The sequence below is a fragment of the Haloprofundus halophilus genome, from assembly GCF_003439925.1.
Classification (GTDB): Archaea; Halobacteriota; Halobacteria; order Halobacteriales; family Haloferacaceae; genus Haloprofundus; species Haloprofundus halophilus.
In genome coordinates, this window is record NZ_QQRR01000002.1 from 86011 (window position 1) to 106948 (window position 20938).

Here is a 20938-nt window from a genome sequence, read left to right on the forward strand (position 1 = left end):
CCAGCGAGAGGGAATCAGTCGAGAAAGTCCCGAACTCAGTCCTTCTTGCCGGCACCGACGGCGCTCTCGCCGACCGGTTCGTGGCCCTCGATGACCTCGCGGCCGCCCATGTACGGCCGGAGCGCCTCGGGCACCGTCACGGTGCCGTCGTCGTTCTGGTAGTACTCCAGCAGCGCGACCATGACTCGACCGACGGCCGTTCCCGAGGCGTTGAGCGTGTGGAGGTACTCCGCCGACTCGTGGCGCTCGGGGCGGTACCGGAGACCGGCGCGGCGCGCCTGGAACTCCTCGAAGTTCGACGCCGACGACACTTCGAGCCACCGACCGCCGCGGTCGGGCCCGTCGTCGCTCTCGGTGCCCGGTGCCCACACCTCGATGTCGTACGTCTTCGCCGACGCGAAGGTGAGGTCGCCGGTGCAGAGCGTCAACACGCGGTACGGCAGGCCCAGGCGCTTCAGCACTTCCTCCGCCTCTTCGACTAAGGCCTCGAGACGGTCGTAGCTCTCCTCGGGTTCGACGAAGTTGACGAGTTCGACCTTGTTGAACTGGTGGACGCGGACGATGCCCCGCGTCTCGGTCCCGTGTTCGCCCGCCTCGCGTCGGAAGTTCGGCGTGTACGCCTGGTGTTTGAGGGGGAGGTCGTCCCTCAGCAGAATCTCGTCGGCGTACATGTTCGTCACCGGCACTTCGGCCGTGGGACAGAGCCACAGGTCGTCGTCCTCGTACGCTTCGGTCTCGCCGCCGCCGATGCGGTAGGCGTCCTCGGCGAACTTCGGTAACTGTCCCGTGCCGACCATCGACGCGCTCTTGACCGGAATCGGCGGGAACAGGTCGACGTATCCCTGCTCGCGGTGGACGTCGAGGAAGAACTGGATGAGCGCGTGTTCGAGCATCGCTCCTTCGCCCTTGAGGAAATAGAACCCCGACCCCGTCGTCTTCGCGGCGCGCTGCTCGTCGATGATGTCGAGTTCCTCGCCGAGTTCGAAGTGCGGCGTCACCTCGTCGGGAAGGTCACGCAGGTCGTCGAACCCCCAGCGGCGGTCCTCGACGTTGTCGTCCTCGTCGTCGCCGACGGGTACGTCCTCGTGAGGGACGTTCGGGAGTTCGAGAAGCGACTCCTGCAACTCGGCTTCGAGTTCGTCGGCGCGCTGCTCGACGTCCTGAAGCTTCTCCTTCAGTTCCTGTGAGCGAGCGATGGCCGCGTCGGCCTCGTCGTCCTTCCCGTCGGCTTTCAGTTGGCCGATCTCGCTCGACACCTGGTTGCGCTCGTGCCGCAGGTCGTCGCCCTCGCTCTTCAGCGAACGCCACTCCTCGTCGACGGTCAGAATCCGGTCGAGGTCCACGTCGTCCATCCCCCGCTGGTCGAGGGCGGCCCGGACCTCCTCGGCGTGTTCCCGGAGGTACTGTCTGCTGAGCATTTGTTCGAGATTCAGTCGGCCCCGGCAAAACCGTGTCGCATCCGTGTGCCGCCGTCTCATCGTCGCCGTCGCGTCGCCGCCTCTGGTTCCGGTCACCGCCGTCCGAACGCTTTTCTCCGCCGCGGACGCCAACGGTACATGGCAATCGGCGACGTCGCTCCAGTTCCCGGCATCGAGGACACCTACTACGTCGACACCGGCATGTACGACACCGAGTCGTACGGGTCGGTCTACCTCGTCGACGCGGACCGACCGGCGGTGGTCGACACGGGCATCGGCACCCACTACGAGTACATCCTCGACGCGATGGACGAAGTCGGAATCGACCCCGAGGCGGTGGCGTACGTCCTCCCGACGCACGTCCACCTCGACCACGCGGGCGGCGCGGGCTTTCTCGTCGAAGCGTGCCCGAACGCATCGGTCCTCTGTCACGACATCGGCGTCCGCCACCTCGTCGACCCCTCGCGTCTCGTCGAGGGGACGAAAGCCGCCGTCGGGGACCAGTGGGAGTTCTACGTCGACCCGAAACCCGTCCCCGAAGAGCGCATCGACGGCGTCGAGGGCGGAGACGAGATAGACCTCGGCGACCGGACGCTCGACGTGATTCACGCGCCGGGACACGCGCCCCACCAGGTGATGTTCCACGACCGCGAGACGGACGCGCTCTACACCGGCGACGCCGCCGGTATCTGGGTCCCGAGCGAGAACGAGATTCGGCAGACGTCGCCGCCGTCGCAGTTCGACCTCGAACAGTGCCTCGAAGATGTCAACACCATCGTCGAGCGCGACCCCGAGACGCTCTGTTTCGGTCACTTCGGCCCCTGTGAGTTCAGCGAGGAGCTGATGGGCGAGTACAAACGCGTGCTCGTCGAGTGGGTCGAAGCGGTCCGCCGCCAACGCGAGGCGCTCGACGACGACGAGGCGGTCATCGACCACTTCGCCGAACACACCGATATGGCGGGGACGTGGGGCGAGCGGAAGGCGACCGCCGAGGAACGGTTGAACGTCCGCGGCGTGTTAGGCTACCTCGACTACCGCGACCAGCAGCGCGAGTAACGCCGCCGACGGTTCGTTCTCTCCCTCGGGTCGATTCAATCCTATACAACGCACGCCGCGTTGTGGTGTTCGCAAACGTACATTCTTTTAAATGTGGGATACCGTATCTGCGTGGTATGAACTGGCGGGACGCGGAAGCGGCGTACGACAGCGAGGTCCTCGGTCGAACGACGCTCCCCGTGATGTTCGAGGAGAGCGCCGAACGCAACGCCAACCGCATCGCCCAGCGGTACAAAGGCGGCATCTACGACCGCTCGCTCGCGCCCGACGTGGTTCCGGCGGCGGCGGCCGACGAGTACGGCACCGTCACCTACGCGGAGATGCGCAATATCGTCCGCAACCTCGCGGCGGGCTTCCGTGGCCTCGGCCTCGAAACCGGCGACCGAGTCGGTATCCTCTCGCACACGCGGATGGAGTGGGCACAGACCGACTTCGCGGTTCTCGCCGCTGGCGGCGTCGTCACCACCGTCTACACCTCGTCGTCGGAGCGACAGGTGAAGTACCTGCTCGGCGACCCCGACGCCTCGGCCGTCGTCGTCGAGAACGCCGACCTGCTGCGGAAGGTGCTCGCGGTCGAAGACGACCTCGACCTGGAGTTCATCGTCGTCGTCGACGACCTCGCCGACGGCAGCGGGATGGGCGGGGCGCTCCGCGACCGCGACGACATCCTGACGCTCGGCGACCTCCACGACCGCGGCGCGGCCGTCTTCGACGAGGCCGAGTACCAGTCGTGGCTCGACGCCCGCGACCCCGAGGACCTGGCGAGTCTCATCTACACCTCCGGGACGACCGGCCAACCGAAGGGCGTCCAACTCACCCACCGGAACTTCCGCTCGAACGTCAACCAGTGCTACCGACGGTTCGGGCCGCGGCGCGACAAAGGCGACCTCCCGGTCATCGACACGCAGTCGACGACGCTCTCGTTTCTGCCGCTGGCGCACGTGTTCGAGCGCCTCGCCGGTCACTTCCTGATGTTCGCGGCGGGCGCTACGGTGGCGTACGCCGAGAGCCCCGACACGCTCCGCGAGGACTTCCAACTCGTTCAGCCGACCGTCGGCACGAGCGTCCCCCGCGTCTACGAGAAACTGTACGACGCGATTCGGACGCAGGCATCGGAATCGCCGGTCAAAGAGCGCATCTTCGAGTGGGCGACCGGCGTCGGTCGCGAGTACCACACGACCGAGAGTCCCGGCACGCTGCTCACGGCGAAGCACCGCGTCGCCGACAGACTCGTCTTCGACCAAGTGCGGGAGGCGCTCGGCGGTCGCATCGACTTCTTCATCAGCGGCGGTGGCAGCCTCTCGGCGGACCTCTGCGCGCTGTACCACGGGATGGGCCTGCCCATCCTCGAAGGCTACGGGCTGACCGAGACGTCGCCGGTCGTCGCCGTCAACCCGCCCGAGAATCCGCAGATCGGCACTATCGGTCCGCCGGTACAGGACGTGGAGATCCGCGTCGACGACAGCGTCGTCGGCAAAGAGACGCAGGAGTCGGCGGCCGGCGACGTGGGCGAACTGCTCGTCAAAGGCCCGAACGTCACGCAGGGCTACTGGAACCGCCCCGAAGAGACCGAAGACGCCTTCGACGAAGAGGCCCCCGTGAGCGACGCGAACGGGGAGTCGGAAGCACAGAGTGCTTCCGGAAGGTGGTTCCGCACCGGCGACGTCGTCGAGATTCGACCGGACGGCTACATCGCCTTCCGCGAGCGCGCAAAGCAGATTCTCGTCCTCTCGACGGGGAAGAACGTCGCCCCCGGTCCCATCGAGGACGCGTTCGCGTCCAGCGCGCTCGTCGAGCAGTGCATGGTGCTCGGCGACGGCCGCAAGTTCGTCAGCGCGCTCGTCGTCCCCAACTTCGACGGCGTCCGCGAGTGGGCCGAGCGCGAGGGTATCGACCTCCCGGACGGTCCGAAAGCCATCTGCCGCGACGACCGCGTGTACGAGCGAATCGAGGCCGAAATCGAGGAAGCGAACGAACAGTTCGAGTCCTACGAGCAGATAAAGCAGTTCCGTCTCGTCCCCGAGGAGTTCACGGAGAACAACGACCTGATGACGCCGACGATGAAGAAGAAGCGCCGAAACATCCTCGACCGATACGCCGACCAGGTCGACCTGCTGTACGACGCCCCCGCGGCGAACTGAGTCGGGCAACCCGCCGACACCGACCGCACTAGGTCGACCGCCCACCCGGGACGCGGTTTCGGCCTGCGACGAGACGATTCTTGAGCGCCGCCTCCCTACCGACGCCCGTGCAAGACCTCTCGCACCAGCTCTCGCCCGACACGCCCGTCTACCCCGGCGACCCGTCGGTCCGACTGCGTCCGCACGCGAGCCACGCCGCGGACGGCTATCGCGTCACCGACATCGGGGTCGGTAGCCACGCCGGCACTCACGTCGACGCGCCGTCGCACGTCCTCGAAGACGGCGACCCGCTCTCGGCGTTTCCGGTCTCGCGCTTCCGACTCGACGCGGAACTCGTCGACCTCCGACCGCTCGACGCGGGGGCGACGGTGTCGCCCGCGGCGCTCGAAGCCGCCGACCCTGCTCCCGACGGCGAGGCGCTCGTCCTCCGCACGGGGTGGGACGTCCACTGGGGGACAGGCGAGTACCACGACCACCCGTCGCTGTCGCCGGAGGCGGCGGCGTGGTGTGCCGACCGCGGCTACGACGTGGCGCTCGACTGCGCCAGCCCCGACCCGTTCGGGAGCACCGACCTCACGGCGCACCGGGCGCTCTCGGGCGCGAACCGGCTAATATTCGAGAACCTGCGCCTCGCTGACGCCGACCTCCCTACCCGATTCCGTCTTCACGCGTACCCGCCGTCGTTCGTCGGCGTCGACGGCTCGCCAGTGCGCGTCGTGGCCGAAGAACGCGCACCCGTCGTCACCGAGTAACGTTCACGAACGTTTATCGGAGTGTCCACGAAACCGGGGCGTATGCACCACGTACAGGGACCGCTGCTCTCCATCGACGTCGGGGAACGGACCGCCGAGCGAATCGACGTGGACGACGTGCTCGACTCGTTCGTCGGCGGCCGGGGCGTCTGCACGAAACTCGCGTCCGACCGCGTCCCGACCGACGCCGACCCGTTCGGGCCCGAGAACAGCGTCCTCTTCGCCACCGGTCCGCTGCAGCACTCGCAGATGAGCTTCACCGGTCGGATGAGCGCGACGGGTCTCTCGCCGCTCACCGACGGCCTGCTCTCCTCGAACGCCGGCGGGTTCCTCTCGCGGAACTTCGTGGCTGCGGGCTACGCCGCCGTCGAGGTGACCGGCGCGAGCGACGAACTGCTCGCCGTCCACGTCACCGACGCGGGCGTCGAGTTCGAGGCGGTGCCCGAACTCGTCGAGGCGACGACCTCCGAGGTCTCCGACTACGTCGAGGAGACGCACGGACTCGGCTCGGACCACGTGCTCTGCGTCGGCCCGGCGGGCGAGAACCGCGTCCGCTTCGCCTCCATCATGACCTCCGAGAGCCGCGCGTTCGGTCGCGGCGGCCTCGGCGCGGTGCTCGGCGCGAAGAACGTGAAACTCGTCACGTTCGACGGCGACGCGGAGTCGACGCTCGACCTCGCGGACGTGACCGCGGAGATCCACCGCGAGGCGGCGACCGCCGACCACCCGATGAAGCGGTCGGGGACCGCCGGGATGACCGAGTACGCGAGCCAGGTCGGCGCGTTGCCAACGCGCTACTTCTCGGAGCTCTCCTTCGAAGGCGCGGAAGCCATCGGCGGCGACGCCGTCGCCGAGAAGAAGTACAAGCGCGGCACTTGCTCGGCCTGCGCGTTCGCCTGCAAACTGCCGACCCGCGACGAGGAGAGCGGCCTGGAAACCGAGGGTCCCGAGTACGAGACGGTGATGGCGTTCGGCGCGAACGCCGGGGTTTCGGACCTCGTCGCCGTGATGAAGTCGAACAGACTGTGCGACGAACTCGGGATGGACACTATCTCCTGCGGCGACACCGTCTCGGCGTACCTCGCCAGCGAGGACGCCTTCGGCGACGCCGACCTCGTCCACGAACTGGTCGAGCGGATCGCCTACCGCGAGGGAGTCGGCGACACGCTCGCGGAGGGCGTCGCCCGCGTCCACGAGGAACTGGGCGTCGAGAACTGGAGCGCGAAGGGGATGGAGTTCCCCGCCCACGACGGTCGCCACCTCAACGGACAGGGCCTCGCGTTCGCCACCTCGAACCGCGGCGCGGACCACATGTACGCCGAGTTCTACGCCAAGGAGTACCCGCTGGTCCCCCGCGACCAGGCGGTCGACCCCGACGGACTCGACGGGAAAGCGCCGCTGGTCGTCGAGAAGGAGAACCACAACGCGGTGCTCGACAGCGCCGTCGCCTGCAAGTTCTCCCGCGACTTCCTCTCGCCGGAGCGACTCTCGACGCTGCTCGACGCGCCGTACGACGAACTTCGAGAGATCGGCGCGCGCGTCGTCGAACTCGAACGCGCGTTCAACAACGCCCGCGGCTTCGACCGCGACGACGACGCGGTCCCGTACGACCTCCCCGACTTCGACGCCGCGCTCGACGAGTACTACGAGGTCCGAGGGTGGAACGCCGACGGAACCGTTCCCGGCGCGGTCGACTCGGCCGGTTCGTCCGACCCGACCTCCGCAGACGACTGAGGCGCGACGGTGCCGCGACGGTCAGCGACCGTTCATCCGCCGACTGAGACGCCGCGACGGTCAGCGACCGCTCATTCGCCGACCGAACGCGTACACCACCGCGGCGAGACCGACGAGCGTCGACACCGCACCGACGCCGGCGGTCGTCGCTCCGCGACGCTCGACGGACGAATCGACGGCGGCGTGTGCGGTCTCCGAGAGATTCGAGGCCCCCCGGCTCGCGCTGATTCGTTCGAGGCTCAACCGCGTCCGACCGCCTTCGCGGCGGTGGTTCTCGACGGCGAACAGCGACCCGGTTCGGAGCGTCGACGGTCCGAGAACGAGCAGGTCGACGCGGGTCGCTCGAACACCTCCCGCGGCGGGGTCGACGACCACGACTTCGTACCGTCGAACGTCTCCGTCGACCGAACGACTTTGTCCCCCGGAGGCGGCGTCGGTGTCGGTCTCCGCGACCCGGCCGACGACGTGCACCAACCGGCCGGTGTAGTCGGCTCCCTCGGATGTCGGCTCTGGCCCCGTCGCCACCTCGGGCGTCGGCCCCGACCCCACCGCTGCCTCGGGCGTCGGCTCCGAACCCGCCGCCACCTCGGCCGTGACCGTCTCTCCCTGTCGTTCGTCCGGATTCACCACGAACGCCGGTCCGACAGTCGTCGTCCCCGACCCCGACGCGGCGGCGCGGACCAGCTCTCGCCGCGTCACGCCGACCGCCGTCTCGTCAGCCTCCGACATTCTGATACGAGCAGAGACCGACGCCACCCCAATAAACGATATCACTTCTCTCACGGCGGGCGAACGCGGATGACAGCGCGGTGATGTGGTGACGCGACGACGCGACGGTGCGACGACGTGACTGTGCGACTACTCGCGGTCGGTGGAGCGGCCGAACCAGAGGGCCGCGCCGCCGAGACCCGCGGCGGCAGCAAGCGGTCCGAAGCCGGGCGTCGTCGTCTCCGTCGACCCCGTCGTCTCCCCATCGTCGGCCGTGTCTTCACCGCCCGTCGCCGTCGACTCCTCGCCGGAGCCGCTCTCGGTGGCCGCGCCGCCACCGTCACCGGTAGAGACGTTTATGGTACTGGCACCGACGGATTCGAGTTCGAGTTCGACGAGCGGACCGCCGCAGGACTGCTGGTTGCTCACCACGTAGAGGTTTCCGACGCCGAGCTCGTCGGTCCCCTCGACGGCGTAGAGCAGCGTCTCCTCGCTCGGGTGGTCGTCAGCGGTGCGGTCGATGAGGCGGACGATGTAGACGATGGCCTCGTCGTCGCCGCCGAAGAAGTCGCAGCTGTCGAGCCTGGAGACGCTCTGGTCGTTCGAGACGCCTCGAACGTGAACGAACAGTCCGGTGTAGTCGGTGCCGCTGAACGTCGGCGCGTCGCCCGAGATCGCCGCCGTCGTCGTCACCGTCTGCGCGGACCCGACGGCGGCGGGCACGCTCGTCGCCGCGAGTCCGGCGACGGAGACGCCCGCGGCGCGTAGCAGTCCTCGACGAGTCGTCTCCGCACGCCCTGACGTATCGTTGCGAGCCATCGCCTCGGAGGGCAACGCCCAGCCGTAAAAATCAAGCGTCGGCAGCGACGCTCCACTCTCCGCCGTCTACCGCGAGAACTCGATGGCCGCGCCCTGACGCGACGACCTTTTTCGCTTCGCTCCCTCGCTGACGCTCGGTCGCTCGGAAAAAGCTCGAACAAAAGCCGCCGTCGGGGCCTTCCGTCCGGTCGGACCCTCCTCGGCCCGCACCCGCTCGCTCGCGCTTCGCCCCTGTGGTCTACCGCGAGAACTCGATGGCCGCGCCCTGACCGAAGCCGACGCAGAGCGTCGCCAGTCCGCGGTCGACGTCGCGGCGAATCATCTCGTGGACGAGCGCCACGGGGAGGCGAGCGCCGCTCGCTCCCAGCGGGTGACCGACCGCGATTGCGCCGCCGTTGACGTTGTACTTCTCCTCGTCGATGCCGAGTTCGCCCCGGGCGTAGACCGCCTGCGAGGCGAACGCCTCGTTCAGTTCGACGAGGTCGTAGTCGTCGATGGAGCGACCGTTACGTTCGAGGAGGTTCCGCGTCGCCGGGACCGGGCCGATGCCCATCACCGTCGGGTCGACGCCCGCGACGGCGTTGGTGCCGATTTCCGCCAGCACGTCGAGGCCGTGGTCCTCGGCGAACTCGCGGCTGGTGACGAGCGTCGCCGCCGCCCCGTCCGAAATCTGCGAGGAGTTGCCCGCCGTCACGGTGCCGTCGCCGGTGAACGCCGGCGGCAGGTCCGCGAGCGTCTCCAGCGACGTGTCGCGGCGAATCCCCTCGTCCTCGTCGACGACGCCGTCCTCGGTCTCGATGGGGACGATCTGGTCGTCGAAGTAGCCTTCGTCGGTGGCCGCCGCCGCTCGCTCGTGGCTGCGGAGCGCGTACTCGTCCTGTTCCTCGCGGCTGACGCCGTACTCCTCGGCGACTTTCTCGGCGGTCATCCCCATCTGGAGTTGGAAGATGTTGTACCGCTCGGAGAGCTCCGGGTGGAGGTGCTGGTAGGAGTCGCCGTCCATCGGCACCCGCGACATGTTCTCGACGCCGCCGGCGATGATGGCGTCGCGGTTGCCCGCGGCGACGGCGTCGCTGGCGCTGATGATGGCCTGCATCGAGGACGCGCACCAGCGGTTGATGCTCGTCGCCGGCGTGTTCTCGCCGAGTTCCGAGAGCAGCGCGATGACGCGGGCGACGTTGTTGTCCTGCTCGCCGCGCTGTTGGGCGACGCCCCACATCAGGTCGTCGATGTCGTCGCCGGAGAGTCCCGTCTCGTCGAGGATGGTGTCGATGAGCGGAACCGAGAGGTCTTCGCTGCGGACGTCCTCGAAGACGCCGCCGCCCTTGCCCTGTGCGGTCCGCCGCGCGGCCGCGATGACTGGTGTTGGCATACCTGCCCATCCGGGGTCTATCCTGATAAACGTGGGAGAACCGGGGGCCGGAGAAACCGAGTTTATCCGGCGTCCGTTGCGGCGTCGTCGCGGCTCGAACGCTCGCCGAGCGCACTGACGACTTCCGCGTCGCCGTCGACGACTTCCGCGCCGACGCCGTCGGCCGACGCGTCGCTATCGGCGGACGCGCGGTCGGGGACCGACGGTCGGTGTCGCTCGCGAGTGGGGCGTTCGCGCCGGTTCGACGGTATTAAGATTCTCTGGCAGCTAATTCTCGGGGATGAGCACCCCGGCTCTCGAAGTCGTCGAATTCCTTCTCACGGCCCACGTGTACAACGAAAACCGGGAGTTGGACGAGAACGACCTCCCGCCACGCTATCGGCGCGTCTTCTGGGCCGAGCGCGACGGGGACACCGACACCGACACCGACTCCGCGGAGGTCGAACCCCTCGGCGGCGTCGAACGCCCGCTCTCGGTCACCGAGACCGACGCCCGGACGGCCACCGGCGTCGAACGTCCCTGGGAGGCGGTCTCGGACCTGTTGTTCACCGACCGGACGGAGTTCTCCGGCACGCTCTCGTTCACCCAACCGGAGATGGCGCTGGAGTGGTACCTCAAACGCGCCGACCGCGACCGCCTCGTCACGAATCCGACGCTCGCGTTCGTCGCGGAAGGCCGCGACGGCATCGACGTGACCCACGAGGAGGCCCGCGAGCAGAACCGCCCCATCCACGCCGACCGCGTCTGGATCGACAGCCTGCTGGAGGCGTACTTCGACACCGACGACGAGGAGGGCGACGCCGAGATGCTCGACCTCGTCCACGTCCGCGCGCCCGAGGAGATAGAGATGACGCTCGATGACCTCGTGCTCACGAGCGACCAGGAGGGCGAGATCAGCAAGATCGTCAAAGCCATCGAACACCGCGACTACCTCGCCGAGATCGGCCTCCGCGAGATCGGAAAACTGCTGTTCGTTGGCCCGCCAGGAACCGGTAAAACCACTATCTCACGCGCTCTCGCGCACGAACTCGGTCTCCCGTTCGTCGAGGTCAAACTCTCGATGATCACCTCGCAGTACCTCGGCGAGACGGCGAAGAACGTCGAGAAGACGTTCGAGGTCGCAAAGCGGCTCTCGCCGTGCATCCTCTTCATCGACGAGTTCGACTCCGTCGCCAAAACCCGCCGCAGCGACGAGCACGCGGCGCTCAAGCGCGCGGTCAACACCCTGCTGAAGAGCATCGACGACATCTCGCTCATCCGCGACGACGTGCTGCTCATCGGGGCGACGAACCACCCCGACCAGCTCGACGCGGCGGCGTGGCGGCGCTTCGACGAGATCGTCAACTTCCCGAAACCCGACCGGCAGATGCGCGCGGACATCCTCCGCGTCATCACGCAGCGGATGGATATCGCCGAGTTCGACCCCGAATCGGTCGCCGACAGAACCGAGGGCCTCACCGGGAGCGACCTCCGACTCGTCCTCCGCGAGGCCGTCTTGGAAGCACTGACCGAGGAGCGGATGTCGCTCACGCAGGACGACATCCTCGACGCGGTCGCCGACTTCGAGGAGCGGGACAACCTGAAGAACATGGACATGATGGACAGCGACTCCGACTCGCTCATCGCGGGCAACGGCGAGTCGTCGGACGCCTCGGACCACGGCGACGACCACGATCACGCGCACGACCATCAGCACTGATGCGCGTCACCCTCCTCGGAACCGGCGACACGACGGGCACGCCCACCGTCGGGTGCGACTGCGACACCTGCCGGGCGGCGCGCGAACGGGGGGTCGAACGCTCGCGCTTTTCGGTTCACGTCCAGAACGAGCGGACCGGCGAGGCGCTGCTCGTCGACGCCAGCCCCGACTTCCGAAGCCAGTTTCTCTCCCACGACGTGCCGCTGCCCGACGCGCTGGTCGTCACCCACATCCACTTCGACCACCTCGACGGCCTCGGCAACGCCTACCGAATCTTCGACGACCTCCCGGTGTACGCCGCCGACGAGACCGACCCGAAGACGGGCGAGAGCGTCGCCGAGACGGTCCGCTCGAAGTTCGACTACCTCGACCGAATCACCGTCCACGCCGTGACGCCGTTCGAGTCGTTTCGCGTCTGTGGCTTCGACGTGACGCTCGTCCCCGTCGACCATCCGCCGCTGCTCTGCTACGGACTCGTCGTCTCCGACCCCGAGACGGGTGCGAAGCTCTCGCTGTCGGGCGATACGAGCTACGACGTCCCCGAGGACTCGCGCGCGGCGCTCGCCGGCCCGGACCTCTTTCTCGCCGACGCTATCGTCCCGGCGGCGCTCTGCGAACACCACCCGGCCGGCGGCCGCCACCGCGACGAGGAGGGCGTCCCGCGGACGTTCGGCCACAAACACATGACCCGCGAGGGCGCGCTCTCGATGGCCGAGGAGCTGCGCGCGAAGCAGACTCGTTTGGTCCACACTTCGCACTTCTACCCGGCCGACGAGGCGTTCGAGGAACCGCTGGCGGTCGACGGCGAGCAGTACGTGTTGTAGCTCTCACCCGAACTGGTCTAACCCGCTCTGTCGCCGCGCGACACCCGAGGGTTCCCGGACCCACGGCGAGCGCTCGGCGCGGATCGCGTCCAACCCCGGTTCCGACGGGTCGCTCGCCTCGAACCCCGGACACGACTCGCCGCAGTCGCTGCCGGGGTCGACGACGCGTCCGAAGTGCTCGCAGTAGGGTCGCCCGTCGTCGGTGAGGTTCATCCGGGCACAGGCGGGCAGGTCGTAGCTCCGCCACCCCTTCCCGTACGCGCGTTCGGCGATTCGCCGCCGCTTCCGCGCTTTCTCGCCCGCGCCGACGACGGCCACGTCCGTCCGGAGCGGCCGCTCGTCGAGCAGTTCGACGCCGGGGTCGGCGACGGAGAGTGTCGCCGCCTCGCGGACGACCTCGCGCTCGCCGCTGTCGGGGTCGAAGCGCCAGACGCCGACCTCCTCGGGGATTCGGTTGAGATGCGCGCGCGTCACGTAGCTCTCGGTGGCGAGCACCACCTCGTCGAACAGCGCGAGACTCACGTCCGTCCTGAGTTGTCGTTCGAGGTCGCCCGGTCGCCCGAGGTCGGGTTTGTTCTCGATGCCGACCAGGCGGGAGAACCAGTCGTCGGGGTAGCGCGTCGTCCGGCGGACGTACTCGCGGCCGCCGCGGCGCTCGCGCTCGAAGAACCCGAGTTCGACGGCGCGGTCGGCGACGCGGCGAGCGACGTCGGGGTGGCAGTCGAAGGCGTCCTTCCAGTACGTCGCGCGGCCGACGCCCGCGGCGCTCTCGACCGCCAGCGCGGGGATGGTGCTCGGGGTGATTCGCGTCCGCGCGTCGAACTCGGGCCCCGGTTCGACGAGGACGGTGTCGACGATGCGGCTGCCGGGGGAGGCGACCGCCGCCCCGAGCTGTCGGGCGACGAGCGAGTCCGTCGTCTCTTCGAGATGCGCACAGAGGGCCAACTCGAACCCGAACTCCTGCACGGGCGAGCGGAGGCGGCGGGCGGGCAAAAGGGAACTGGTCGTCGCCGGCGCGGTGCGCGGCGAACCGCCGACGAGTCGGCGGAGACCCGCGGAGAGCCGCCGAAGCGCCGAAACCAAGTCAGTTGTTCACACGGCGCGAACCGTCAGCCGCGGTGAGAACAGCAACTTTATCACTCGCACGGGGCGAATCTTTCGCAAGATTGCTCTTAGGAGGTCAATGGTGACACAAACACAACAACCGGAGGTGAACATCGGACTCGTCGGCCACGTCGACCACGGGAAAACGACGCTGGTGCAGGCGCTCAGCGGGTCGTGGACCGACCAGCACTCGGAGGAGATGAAACGCGGTATCTCCATCCGCCTGGGCTACGCCGACGCGACGTTCCGACGCTGTCCGGGTATGGACGAACCGGAGTGTTACACGGTCGAAGAGGAGTGCGAGAACGGCGAACCGAGCGAACCGATTCGCACGGTGTCGTTCGTCGACGCACCCGGCCACGAGACGCTGATGGCGACGATGCTCTCGGGCGCGGCGCTGATGGACGGCGCGGTGCTCGTCGTGAGCGCCACCGAGGACGTGCCGCAGGCGCAGACCGAGGAACACCTGATGGCGCTCGACATCATCGGCATCGAGAACGTCGTCATCGCACAGAACAAGGTCGACCTCGTCGACCGCGACCGCGCCGTCGAGAACTACGAACAGATCAAGGAGTTCGTCGAGGGAACCGTCGCCGAGGACGCGCCCATCGTCCCGGTGAGCGCCCAGCAGGGCGTCAACCTCGACCTGCTCATCGACGCCATCGAGCGCGAGATTCCGACCCCCGAGCGCTCCGACAGCGACGACGCGCGGATGTTCGTCGCGCGCAGTTTCGACATCAACCGACCGGGGACGACGTGGGAGAACCTCTCCGGCGGCGTCGTCGGCGGCAGTCTCGTCGACGGGACGCTCAGCGTCGACGACGAGATCGAACTGCGCCCCGGCCGCGAGGTCGAAGAGGGCGGCCAGTCCGAGTGGCAGCCCATCACGACGACGGTTCGCTCGTTGCAGGCGGGCAGTCAGATGCTCGACACGGCAACGCCCGGCGGACTTCTCGGCGTCGGCACCGGTCTCGACCCGAGTCTCACGAAGGGTGACGCGCTGGCCGGGCAGGTCGCCGGGACGCCCGGCACGCTGCCGCCGACCCGCGAGGCGTTCGAGATGGAGGTCGACCTGCTCGAACGCGTCGTCGGCGGGGACGACGAAATCGACGAGATTTCGACGGGCGAACCGCTGATGCTGACCGTCGGCACCGCGACGACCGTCGGCGCGGTCACGAGCGCCCGCGAGAACGAGTGCGAGGTGTCGCTGAAGCGCCCCGTCTGTGCGGCCGAAGGGGCGAAGATAGCCATCAACCGCCGCGTCGGCGCGCGCTGGCGACTCATCGGCATCGGAACGCTCGTCGAGTAACGGATGGTCGTCGTCGCCATGGACACCAACGCGCTCATGATGCCCGTCGAACTCGACGTTCGCGTCTTCGACGAACTCGACCGACTGTTCGGTCCGGGGACCGTCGACCTCGTGGTCCCCGAGACCGTCGTCGACGAGTTGGAGACGCTCTCGGCGGGCAACGGCGAGGAGAGCGTCGCGGCGAGCGTCGGTGCGGATCTGGCGGCCGACCGCTGTCAGCAAGTCGAGACCGAGGCGACGTACGCCGACGACGCGCTGGTCGAACTCGGCGCGCGCGGCGACTGTGAGTACGTCGCCACGAACGACCAACCCCTGCGCGACCGTCTGCTCGAACGCGGCGTTCGGGTAATCGGTTTAAGGGGTCGGAACACACTGAGTATCACAGAACCATAACATGTACAAGAGGGTACGACTCAAGGACACGGTCGAGGTGCCCCCGCGGCACCTCGCCGACGTGACGCCCGAACGGGTGAAGCGTCTGCTACAGGACAAGTTGGAAGGACGGATGGACGAGGACGTCGGCAGCGTCGTCAGCATCGCCGAGGTGGTAGATATCGGCGACGGCTCGGTGCTCCCGAACCGACCGGGGGTGTACTACGAGGCGGAGTTCGACGCGATAACGTACGACCCCCACATGCAGGAAGTCGTCGACGGCATCGTCGTCGAAGTCGTCGAGTTCGGCGCGTTCGTCGGTATCGGTCCGGTCGACGGACTGCTGCACGTCTCGCAGATATCGGACGAGTATCTCGCCTACGACGGCGAGAACCAGCAGTTGGCGTCGACCGAGTCGTCGGACACGCTCGGCGTCGGCGACTCCGTGCGCGTCCGCGTCGTCACCAAGAGCATCGACGAGCGCAACCCGCGCGACTCGAAGATCGGCCTCACGGCGAAACAGCCCGGCCTCGGCAAGCACGGCTGGCTCCAGGCCGAACGCGAGGAGCGACAGGCCACGACGGAGGGTAACTGATGGCTAAACCCCGCCTCGCCTGCCGTGAGTGCCACTACATCAACGAACCGGACTCACAGAGCTGTGACCACTGCGGGTCGTCGAGCCTCACCGAAGACTGGGCGGGGTACGTCGTCATCACCCACCCGGAAGAGAGCGAAATCGCCCGCGAGATGAACGTCGACGAACCCGGCGGCTACGCGCTGAAGGTCCGGTGAGCCGCTGATGCTGCGGCTCCCCGAAGCGCTCCGGGGAGCGTTCAAAGAGCCGCTGGGCCCCGTCTACGTCGACGCCGAGCGACTGCTCTCGGAAGCAGAGGGTCCGATTATCGCCGTCGGCGACGTCGTCACCTACCACCTCCGAACCGCCGACCGCGACCCCGACGTGGCCGTCGTCGACGGCAAGACCAAGCGCGAGGCCGTCGGCGACGAGATCAGCCGCGTCCTCTCGGGGGACAACCCGCGCATCGAAGTCGAGAACCCGGCGGCGACGCTCTCTCGGGAGTTGCTCGCGGCGCTCCGCGAGGCCGTCGACAGCGACGAGAACACCGTCGTCGTCGTCACCGAGGGCGAAGAGGACCTGGCGACGCTCCCCGCTATCTTGGTCGCTCCCGTCGGCGCGCTCGTCGTCTACGGCCAGCCCGACGAGGGGATGGTCGGTGTGGCCGTCACGCCGGATGCGAAGGCTGAGGCGCGCGACCTGATGGAGCAGTTGGAGGGCGACTCCGACGCAGCGTTCGAGACGCTCGGCGTCTGACCCCCGGCTCGCATCTCGCGGCCGTCGTCCGCTCCCCCTCTCTTCGAAATCCTTTTACTTGCTTCGCCGGGATTTATGAGCAACTGAACTATGGAAATCGAAATCATCGACGAGGAGGAGAACCCGATGTTGCACAGAACGGACGTTCGATTCACGATGACCCACGACGAGGCGACGCCCTCGCGCCTCTCGGTCCGCGACAGCCTCGCGGCGAAACTCGACAAGAACTCCGACGAAGTCGTCATCCACGAACTCGACACGAAGTTCGGCATGCGCAAGACCGCCGGCTACGCGAAAGTGTACGAGAGCCCCGAGTTCGCCCGCGACGTCGAGCAGGAGTACATGCTCGAACGCAACAAGATCACCGCGGAGGACGGCGACGCGGAAGCCGAAGAAGCGTAATCTGAGACGTGCGCGTTCTGGGTATCGAAGGGACGGCGTGGGCCGCCAGCGCCGCGTTGCACGATACAGAACGCGACGAGACTTTTATCGAATCAGACCCGTACGAACCCGACAGCGGCGGCATTCACCCGCGCGAGGCGGCCGAACACATGAGCGAGGCCATCCCGCGCGTCGTCGAAACCGTTCTGGAGCGCGCCGAAGCGACGAGTGGGGAACAGAGCCCTCCGATAGATGCGGTTGCGTTCTCCCGCGGCCCCGGCCTCGGCCCGTGTCTCCGCATCGTCGGCACCGCCGCCAGAGCGCTCGCCGGCGCGCTCGACGTGCCGCTGGTCGGCGTCAACCACATGGTCGCGCACCTCGAAATCGGCCGCCACGAGTCCGGTTTCGACTCCCCGGTCTGTCTCAACGCCTCGGGGGCGAACGCCCACCTGCTCGGCTACCACAACGGTCGCTACCGCGTCCTGGGCGAGACGATGGACACCGGCGTCGGCAACGCCATCGACAAGTTCACCCGACACGTCGGCTGGACCCACCCCGGCGGGCCGAAAGTCGAACGGGCGGCCGCAGACGGCGAGTACATCGACCTCCCGTACACGGTGAAGGGGATGGACTTCTCCTTCTCGGGCATCATGAGCGCCGCCAAGCAGGCCGCTGACGACGGCGAGGCGGTCGAAGACATCTGCTTCTCGCTCCAGGAACACGTCTTCGGCATGCTCACCGAAGTCGCCGAGCGCGCGCTCTCGCTCACGGGGACCGACGAACTCGTCTTGGGCGGTGGGGTCGGACAGAACCGGCGCCTCAGGGAGATGCTGGCGTCGATGTGCGAGGAACGCGGCGCGGAGTTCTACGCGCCGGACCCGCGTTTCCTGCGGGACAACGCCGGGATGATCGCGGTTTTGGGCGCGAAGATGTGCGCCGCCGGCGACACCGTCCCCATCGACGAATCCGCCATCGACCCGAACTTCCGCCCCGACCAGGTGCCGGTGACGTGGCGCGGCGACGCGGAGTCGGTCGCCCGCGCCGTCGACGACGACGGCGCCGTCAGGGGCGCGGAAGCGACCGTCGAGTTCCACGGCGAGCGCGTCGTGAAACGGCGCGTCCCGAAGGCGTACCGCCACCCCGAACTCGACGCGCGGCTCCGCCGCGAGCGGACGGTCGCGGAAGCGCGGCTCACGAGCGAGGCGCGGCGGGCGGGCGTCCCGACGCCGCTGGTTCGGGACGTCGACGTGCGCGAGGCGACTATCACGTTCCAGCGCGTCGGCGAGGCCGACCTCGCGGCGACGCTCGACGCCGACGCCGTCGCCGACGTGGGTCGCTCCCTCGCGTCGCTGCACCGCGTCGGAATCGTCCACGGCGACCCGACGACGCGGAACGTCCGGGTCGGCGAGAGTCGGACGTTCCTCATCGACTTCGGCCTCGGCTTTCACACCGGCCACGTCGAGGACCACGCGATGGACCTGCACGTGTTCGAACAGAGCATCGAGGGGACGGCTGCCGACCCCGACCCGCTTCTGGAGGCGTTCGAGGCGGGCTACGCGGAGACCGGCGGCGACGACGTGCTCGCGCGCCTCCGCACCGTGGAGTCGCGCGGGCGCTATCGCTGACCGACCGGGTTGCGCTGACCCATCGACCGGGTCGCGCCGCGATTTGCACGCGCGACGACACAGCCAAAACGATTTATCAGAGGCGAGTGTATCGCTCTCGTATGGCCGACAAACCCGAGACCGGCGAACTGTTCGGCGTCCCGTACAACTTCGAGCGCCCGAGCGCCGGTCGGATGCTGTCTTCGTACTGGCAACCCGGTGACCGAATGCTGGTGAAGAAACCGTTCGGCGTGGGCTACACGCTCAACCTCGCCAACTGGCGCTCGTGGGTCGTCCTGCTGGTCGCGGCGGTGCTGCTCTTCCAGGAGCGCAAGAGCCGCGAAGAAGCCGAGTACGAGGACGACGGACCGGTCGAAGTCGTCGTCGACGACGACTGAACCGCGCTCTTCTCTCACTTCGACGGACCGCGAGTCGTCACTGACGCGAACGAGCGAGACCCGTCGCGCGCCAGACGTTGCCGCGCGTGCCGACCGGACGCAGTTCCAGCGGAACCGACGCCCCGGCGGGCAGTTGCTGTAGCGTCGACTGCAACTGCGAAGTCTCGTACTCGGCGATGTGGCGCGTGGCGTTCGAGTCGACTGCCTCGACGGTCATCGCGCCGTGCGCGTTCATCTCCTTCCTGACTGTCACCAACTCCACAGCGCGCTGTTGCCGTGCCCCGGACATACCCGGCTTGTTCGACCCTACTGGCTTAAAACCTGATATTTTTCTTACCTTCTGATACCGAGTCCTATGTAGTTCTCGCCCCATGACAAACGATAATACAGTTTCTCCCGGCGCGTGTGCTCTACGCGTACACTCCGCGTGCGGTCGGCGCTTCGCGAGACCGACGCCTCTTTGCGACCGGCGACCCCCTCCTCGGATATGCTCCACTACGTGACGACGAACGAGGGGAAAGTCGCGGAGGCGACGTCGTACCTCGGCGAGTCGGTCGGACAGGTCGACTTCGACTACACGGAGATTCAAAGCGACGACCTCGGGCGTATCGCGGCTCACGGCGCGCGCGAGGCGTACCGACAGGTGGGCGAACCCGTCCTCGTCGACGACGCGGGGCTGTTCGTCGACGCCCTCGGTGGGTTTCCGGGTCCGTACTCCTCGTACGTCGAGGATACCGTCGGCATCGACCGCGTCTGGCGGTTGGGCGAACAGGAGGAGAACCGGAAGGCGTCGTTCCGCTGCGTGCTCGCCTACTGCGACGGCGAACCGTTCGCGGCGTCGCCGGACCCGGTGGACCGAGACGACCGCGTCGCCGCCGCCGCGACGGGCGCGGAGCGAGACGCCGAGGAGACCGAACCTCTGCCCGTCAAACTGTTCGAGGGTGTCGTCCGCGGCCGGCTCGTCGCCCCGCGCGGCGAGGGCGGGTTCGGCTACGACCCCATCTTCGAGCACGACGGAAAGACGATGGCCGAGATGAGCACCGAGGAGAAAAACGCCATCTCGCATCGGGGGCGTGCGCTGGCGAAGTTCGGGGAGTGGTACGCCGAGCGATAGCGAGGCGTGCCTCGGAGGGCTCTGTCCTCCGGCGGTTCGCTGAACGGTAGTGAAGCGAATCTCGAAAATCGAAGATTTTCGGCGGTACGCCGAGCGCTAGCGAAGCAAACCTCGTCGGGCGCGAAGCGTCCGACGTAGGTTCAAACGCGAACGAATTGAGCGTTTGAATGTCTGAATCGATACATTATCTGAAAAAACACTGTTTAGATGCCTGTTCAAAACAGCTCTACTGTTTTCTATCACCGACTATCAAACAGTCCCGACCACGGCCGCTTACGTCCGCGGGTCGCGGTCCGGACCCGGATACTCGCCGCCTTCGACTTCCCGATACAGACTCGCGGCGTCGAACAGCGTCGCGAACGCCTTCGGGTGGCGGACGCTCAGCGAGACGCGTTTCCGAAGCGTCGCGCCCGCCTGCGCCGTCTGGAGGCGCGGGTCGAGCGTCAGGAGGTGCATCGCGCCGCCGTGGTACGCCGAACCCAGCGCCGGGTGGTCGCCGTCGGCGTGGTCGACCGGTTCGCGCAGCGTCTCGACTCTCTCGCGCCAGTCGGTCGCCAGTTCCGCGTCCGCCAGCGAGGTGACGACGGCCTCGGCGTCGTCCAACAGCGCGTCGCTGGCGACGAGCGTCGTCCACGAGTGCTCGCGGAGACAGTCGAGCGCTCGCCGGGAGTCGCCGCCGACGAGCAGGTCCGCCGCGAGCACGTCCGCGTCGGCGACGACGCGCGCGGGAGACGCCTCGGATCGCTCGGTCACTTCCGCGCGCTCAGTCATCCTCGCTCCGCCTCCGTTCGAGCTCGTCGCGC

General features: G+C 67.8%; 22 protein-coding genes. 15 read left to right on the top strand and 7 right to left on the bottom strand.

What is annotated here, in order from left to right; genetic code table 11:
- Window positions 1-35: 35 nt before the first annotated feature.
- Window positions 36-1418 (bottom strand): serine--tRNA ligase, encoded by a 1383-nt coding sequence (serS, locus tag DV709_RS10045; RefSeq protein WP_117594319.1) that lies wholly within the window; start codon window positions 1416-1418, stop codon window positions 36-38.
- A gap of 138 nt (window positions 1419-1556) precedes the next feature.
- On the opposite strand from serS, the gene DV709_RS10050 reads away from it, so the two are divergent.
- From DV709_RS10050 to DV709_RS10065, 4 genes are all read left to right on the top strand, one after another.
- Window positions 1557-2474 (top strand): MBL fold metallo-hydrolase, encoded by a 918-nt coding sequence (locus tag DV709_RS10050; protein ID WP_117594320.1) that lies wholly within the window; start codon window positions 1557-1559, stop codon window positions 2472-2474.
- A gap of 116 nt (window positions 2475-2590) precedes the next feature.
- The gene (locus DV709_RS10055) at window positions 2591-4615 is read left to right on the top strand and encodes an AMP-dependent synthetase/ligase (protein ID WP_117594321.1); all 2025 of its coding nucleotides are present in this window, start codon (window positions 2591-2593) and stop codon (window positions 4613-4615) included.
- A 107-nt stretch (window positions 4616-4722) separates the two neighbouring features.
- Window positions 4723-5367 (top strand): cyclase family protein, encoded by a 645-nt coding sequence (locus DV709_RS10060; RefSeq protein ID WP_117594322.1) that lies wholly within the window; start codon window positions 4723-4725, stop codon window positions 5365-5367.
- Between the two features lie 42 nt (window positions 5368-5409).
- Window positions 5410-7101, top strand: a complete 1692-nt coding sequence (locus tag DV709_RS10065; RefSeq protein WP_117594323.1) for an aldehyde ferredoxin oxidoreductase family protein — start codon at window positions 5410-5412, stop codon at window positions 7099-7101.
- Window positions 7102-7161: 60 nt separating this feature from the next.
- Here the strand turns inward: DV709_RS10065 and DV709_RS10070 are convergent, their stop codons facing one another.
- The 3 genes from DV709_RS10070 to DV709_RS10080 form a co-directional block, all read right to left on the bottom strand.
- Entirely contained in the window at window positions 7162-7830 is a 669-nt protein-coding gene (locus DV709_RS10070) for a hypothetical protein (protein ID WP_117594324.1), read from the bottom strand.
- 129 nt (window positions 7831-7959) lie between these two features.
- Window positions 7960-8628 (bottom strand): hypothetical protein, encoded by a 669-nt coding sequence (locus tag DV709_RS10075; protein ID WP_117594325.1) that lies wholly within the window; start codon window positions 8626-8628, stop codon window positions 7960-7962.
- Between the two features lie 238 nt (window positions 8629-8866).
- Window positions 8867-10000, bottom strand: a complete 1134-nt coding sequence (locus DV709_RS10080) for a thiolase family protein (RefSeq protein ID WP_117594326.1) — start codon at window positions 9998-10000, stop codon at window positions 8867-8869.
- Between the two features lie 280 nt (window positions 10001-10280).
- Between DV709_RS10080 and DV709_RS10085 the strand changes: the two genes are divergently transcribed.
- Together DV709_RS10085 and DV709_RS10090 are read left to right on the top strand one after the other, a co-directional pair.
- Window positions 10281-11699 (top strand): ATP-binding protein, encoded by a 1419-nt coding sequence (locus DV709_RS10085; protein WP_117594327.1) that lies wholly within the window; start codon window positions 10281-10283, stop codon window positions 11697-11699.
- Window positions 11699-12523 (top strand): MBL fold metallo-hydrolase, encoded by an 825-nt coding sequence (locus tag DV709_RS10090; RefSeq protein ID WP_117594328.1) that lies wholly within the window; start codon window positions 11699-11701, stop codon window positions 12521-12523. The genes DV709_RS10085 and DV709_RS10090 overlap by 1 nt, the downstream gene beginning before the upstream one ends.
- A 3-nt stretch (window positions 12524-12526) precedes the next feature.
- Here DV709_RS10090 and DV709_RS10095 read toward each other — a convergent pair whose 3' ends face one another.
- On the bottom strand, window positions 12527-13489 hold the full coding sequence (locus DV709_RS10095; protein WP_198665696.1) for a DUF5787 family protein: 963 nt from the start codon (window positions 13487-13489) through the stop codon (window positions 12527-12529).
- A gap of 217 nt (window positions 13490-13706) precedes the next feature.
- Here DV709_RS10095 and DV709_RS10100 point away from each other — a divergent pair, with 217 nt between their 5' ends.
- From DV709_RS10100 to DV709_RS10135, 8 genes are all read left to right on the top strand, one after another.
- Entirely contained in the window at window positions 13707-14936 is a 1230-nt protein-coding gene (locus DV709_RS10100; RefSeq protein WP_117594329.1) for a translation initiation factor IF-2 subunit gamma, read from the top strand.
- A gap of 18 nt (window positions 14937-14954) precedes the next feature.
- The gene (locus DV709_RS10105; RefSeq protein WP_117595277.1) at window positions 14955-15329 is read left to right on the top strand and encodes a twitching motility protein PilT; all 375 of its coding nucleotides are present in this window, start codon (window positions 14955-14957) and stop codon (window positions 15327-15329) included.
- Between the two features lies 1 nt (window position 15330).
- Complete coding sequence (locus DV709_RS10110; protein WP_117594330.1) at window positions 15331-15903, top strand: DNA-directed RNA polymerase; 573 nt, start codon at window positions 15331-15333, stop codon at window positions 15901-15903.
- Window positions 15903-16100, top strand: coding sequence for a transcription elongation factor subunit Spt4 (gene spt4, locus DV709_RS10115; RefSeq protein WP_117594331.1), 198 nt, complete (start codon window positions 15903-15905; stop codon window positions 16098-16100). The genes DV709_RS10110 and spt4 overlap by 1 nt, the downstream gene beginning before the upstream one ends.
- 7 nt (window positions 16101-16107) lie before the next feature.
- Window positions 16108-16638, top strand: coding sequence for a GTP-dependent dephospho-CoA kinase family protein (locus tag DV709_RS10120; protein WP_117594332.1), 531 nt, complete (start codon window positions 16108-16110; stop codon window positions 16636-16638).
- Between the two features lie 90 nt (window positions 16639-16728).
- Complete coding sequence (locus tag DV709_RS10125; RefSeq protein WP_117594333.1) at window positions 16729-17040, top strand: 30S ribosomal protein S24e; 312 nt, start codon at window positions 16729-16731, stop codon at window positions 17038-17040.
- Window positions 17041-17048: 8 nt separating this feature from the next.
- On the top strand, window positions 17049-18644 hold the full coding sequence (locus DV709_RS10130; protein WP_117594334.1) for a bifunctional N(6)-L-threonylcarbamoyladenine synthase/serine/threonine protein kinase: 1596 nt from the start codon (window positions 17049-17051) through the stop codon (window positions 18642-18644).
- 101 nt (window positions 18645-18745) lie between these two features.
- Complete coding sequence (locus DV709_RS10135; protein WP_117594335.1) at window positions 18746-19021, top strand: DUF5808 domain-containing protein; 276 nt, start codon at window positions 18746-18748, stop codon at window positions 19019-19021.
- A gap of 37 nt (window positions 19022-19058) precedes the next feature.
- Here the strand turns inward: DV709_RS10135 and DV709_RS10140 are convergent, their stop codons facing one another.
- Window positions 19059-19310: a hypothetical protein gene (locus tag DV709_RS10140; protein WP_117594336.1), complete on the bottom strand. Its 252-nt coding sequence runs from the start codon at window positions 19308-19310 to the stop codon at window positions 19059-19061.
- A 198-nt stretch (window positions 19311-19508) separates the two neighbouring features.
- Here DV709_RS10140 and DV709_RS10145 point away from each other — a divergent pair, with 198 nt between their 5' ends.
- Window positions 19509-20135, top strand: a complete 627-nt coding sequence (locus tag DV709_RS10145) for a non-canonical purine NTP pyrophosphatase (RefSeq protein ID WP_117594337.1) — start codon at window positions 19509-19511, stop codon at window positions 20133-20135.
- Window positions 20136-20408: 273 nt separating this feature from the next.
- On the opposite strand, the gene DV709_RS10150 is transcribed toward DV709_RS10145, so the two are convergent.
- Window positions 20409-20906, bottom strand: coding sequence for a DUF7384 family protein (locus DV709_RS10150; RefSeq protein WP_117594338.1), 498 nt, complete (start codon window positions 20904-20906; stop codon window positions 20409-20411).
- Window positions 20907-20938 lie beyond the last annotated feature (32 nt).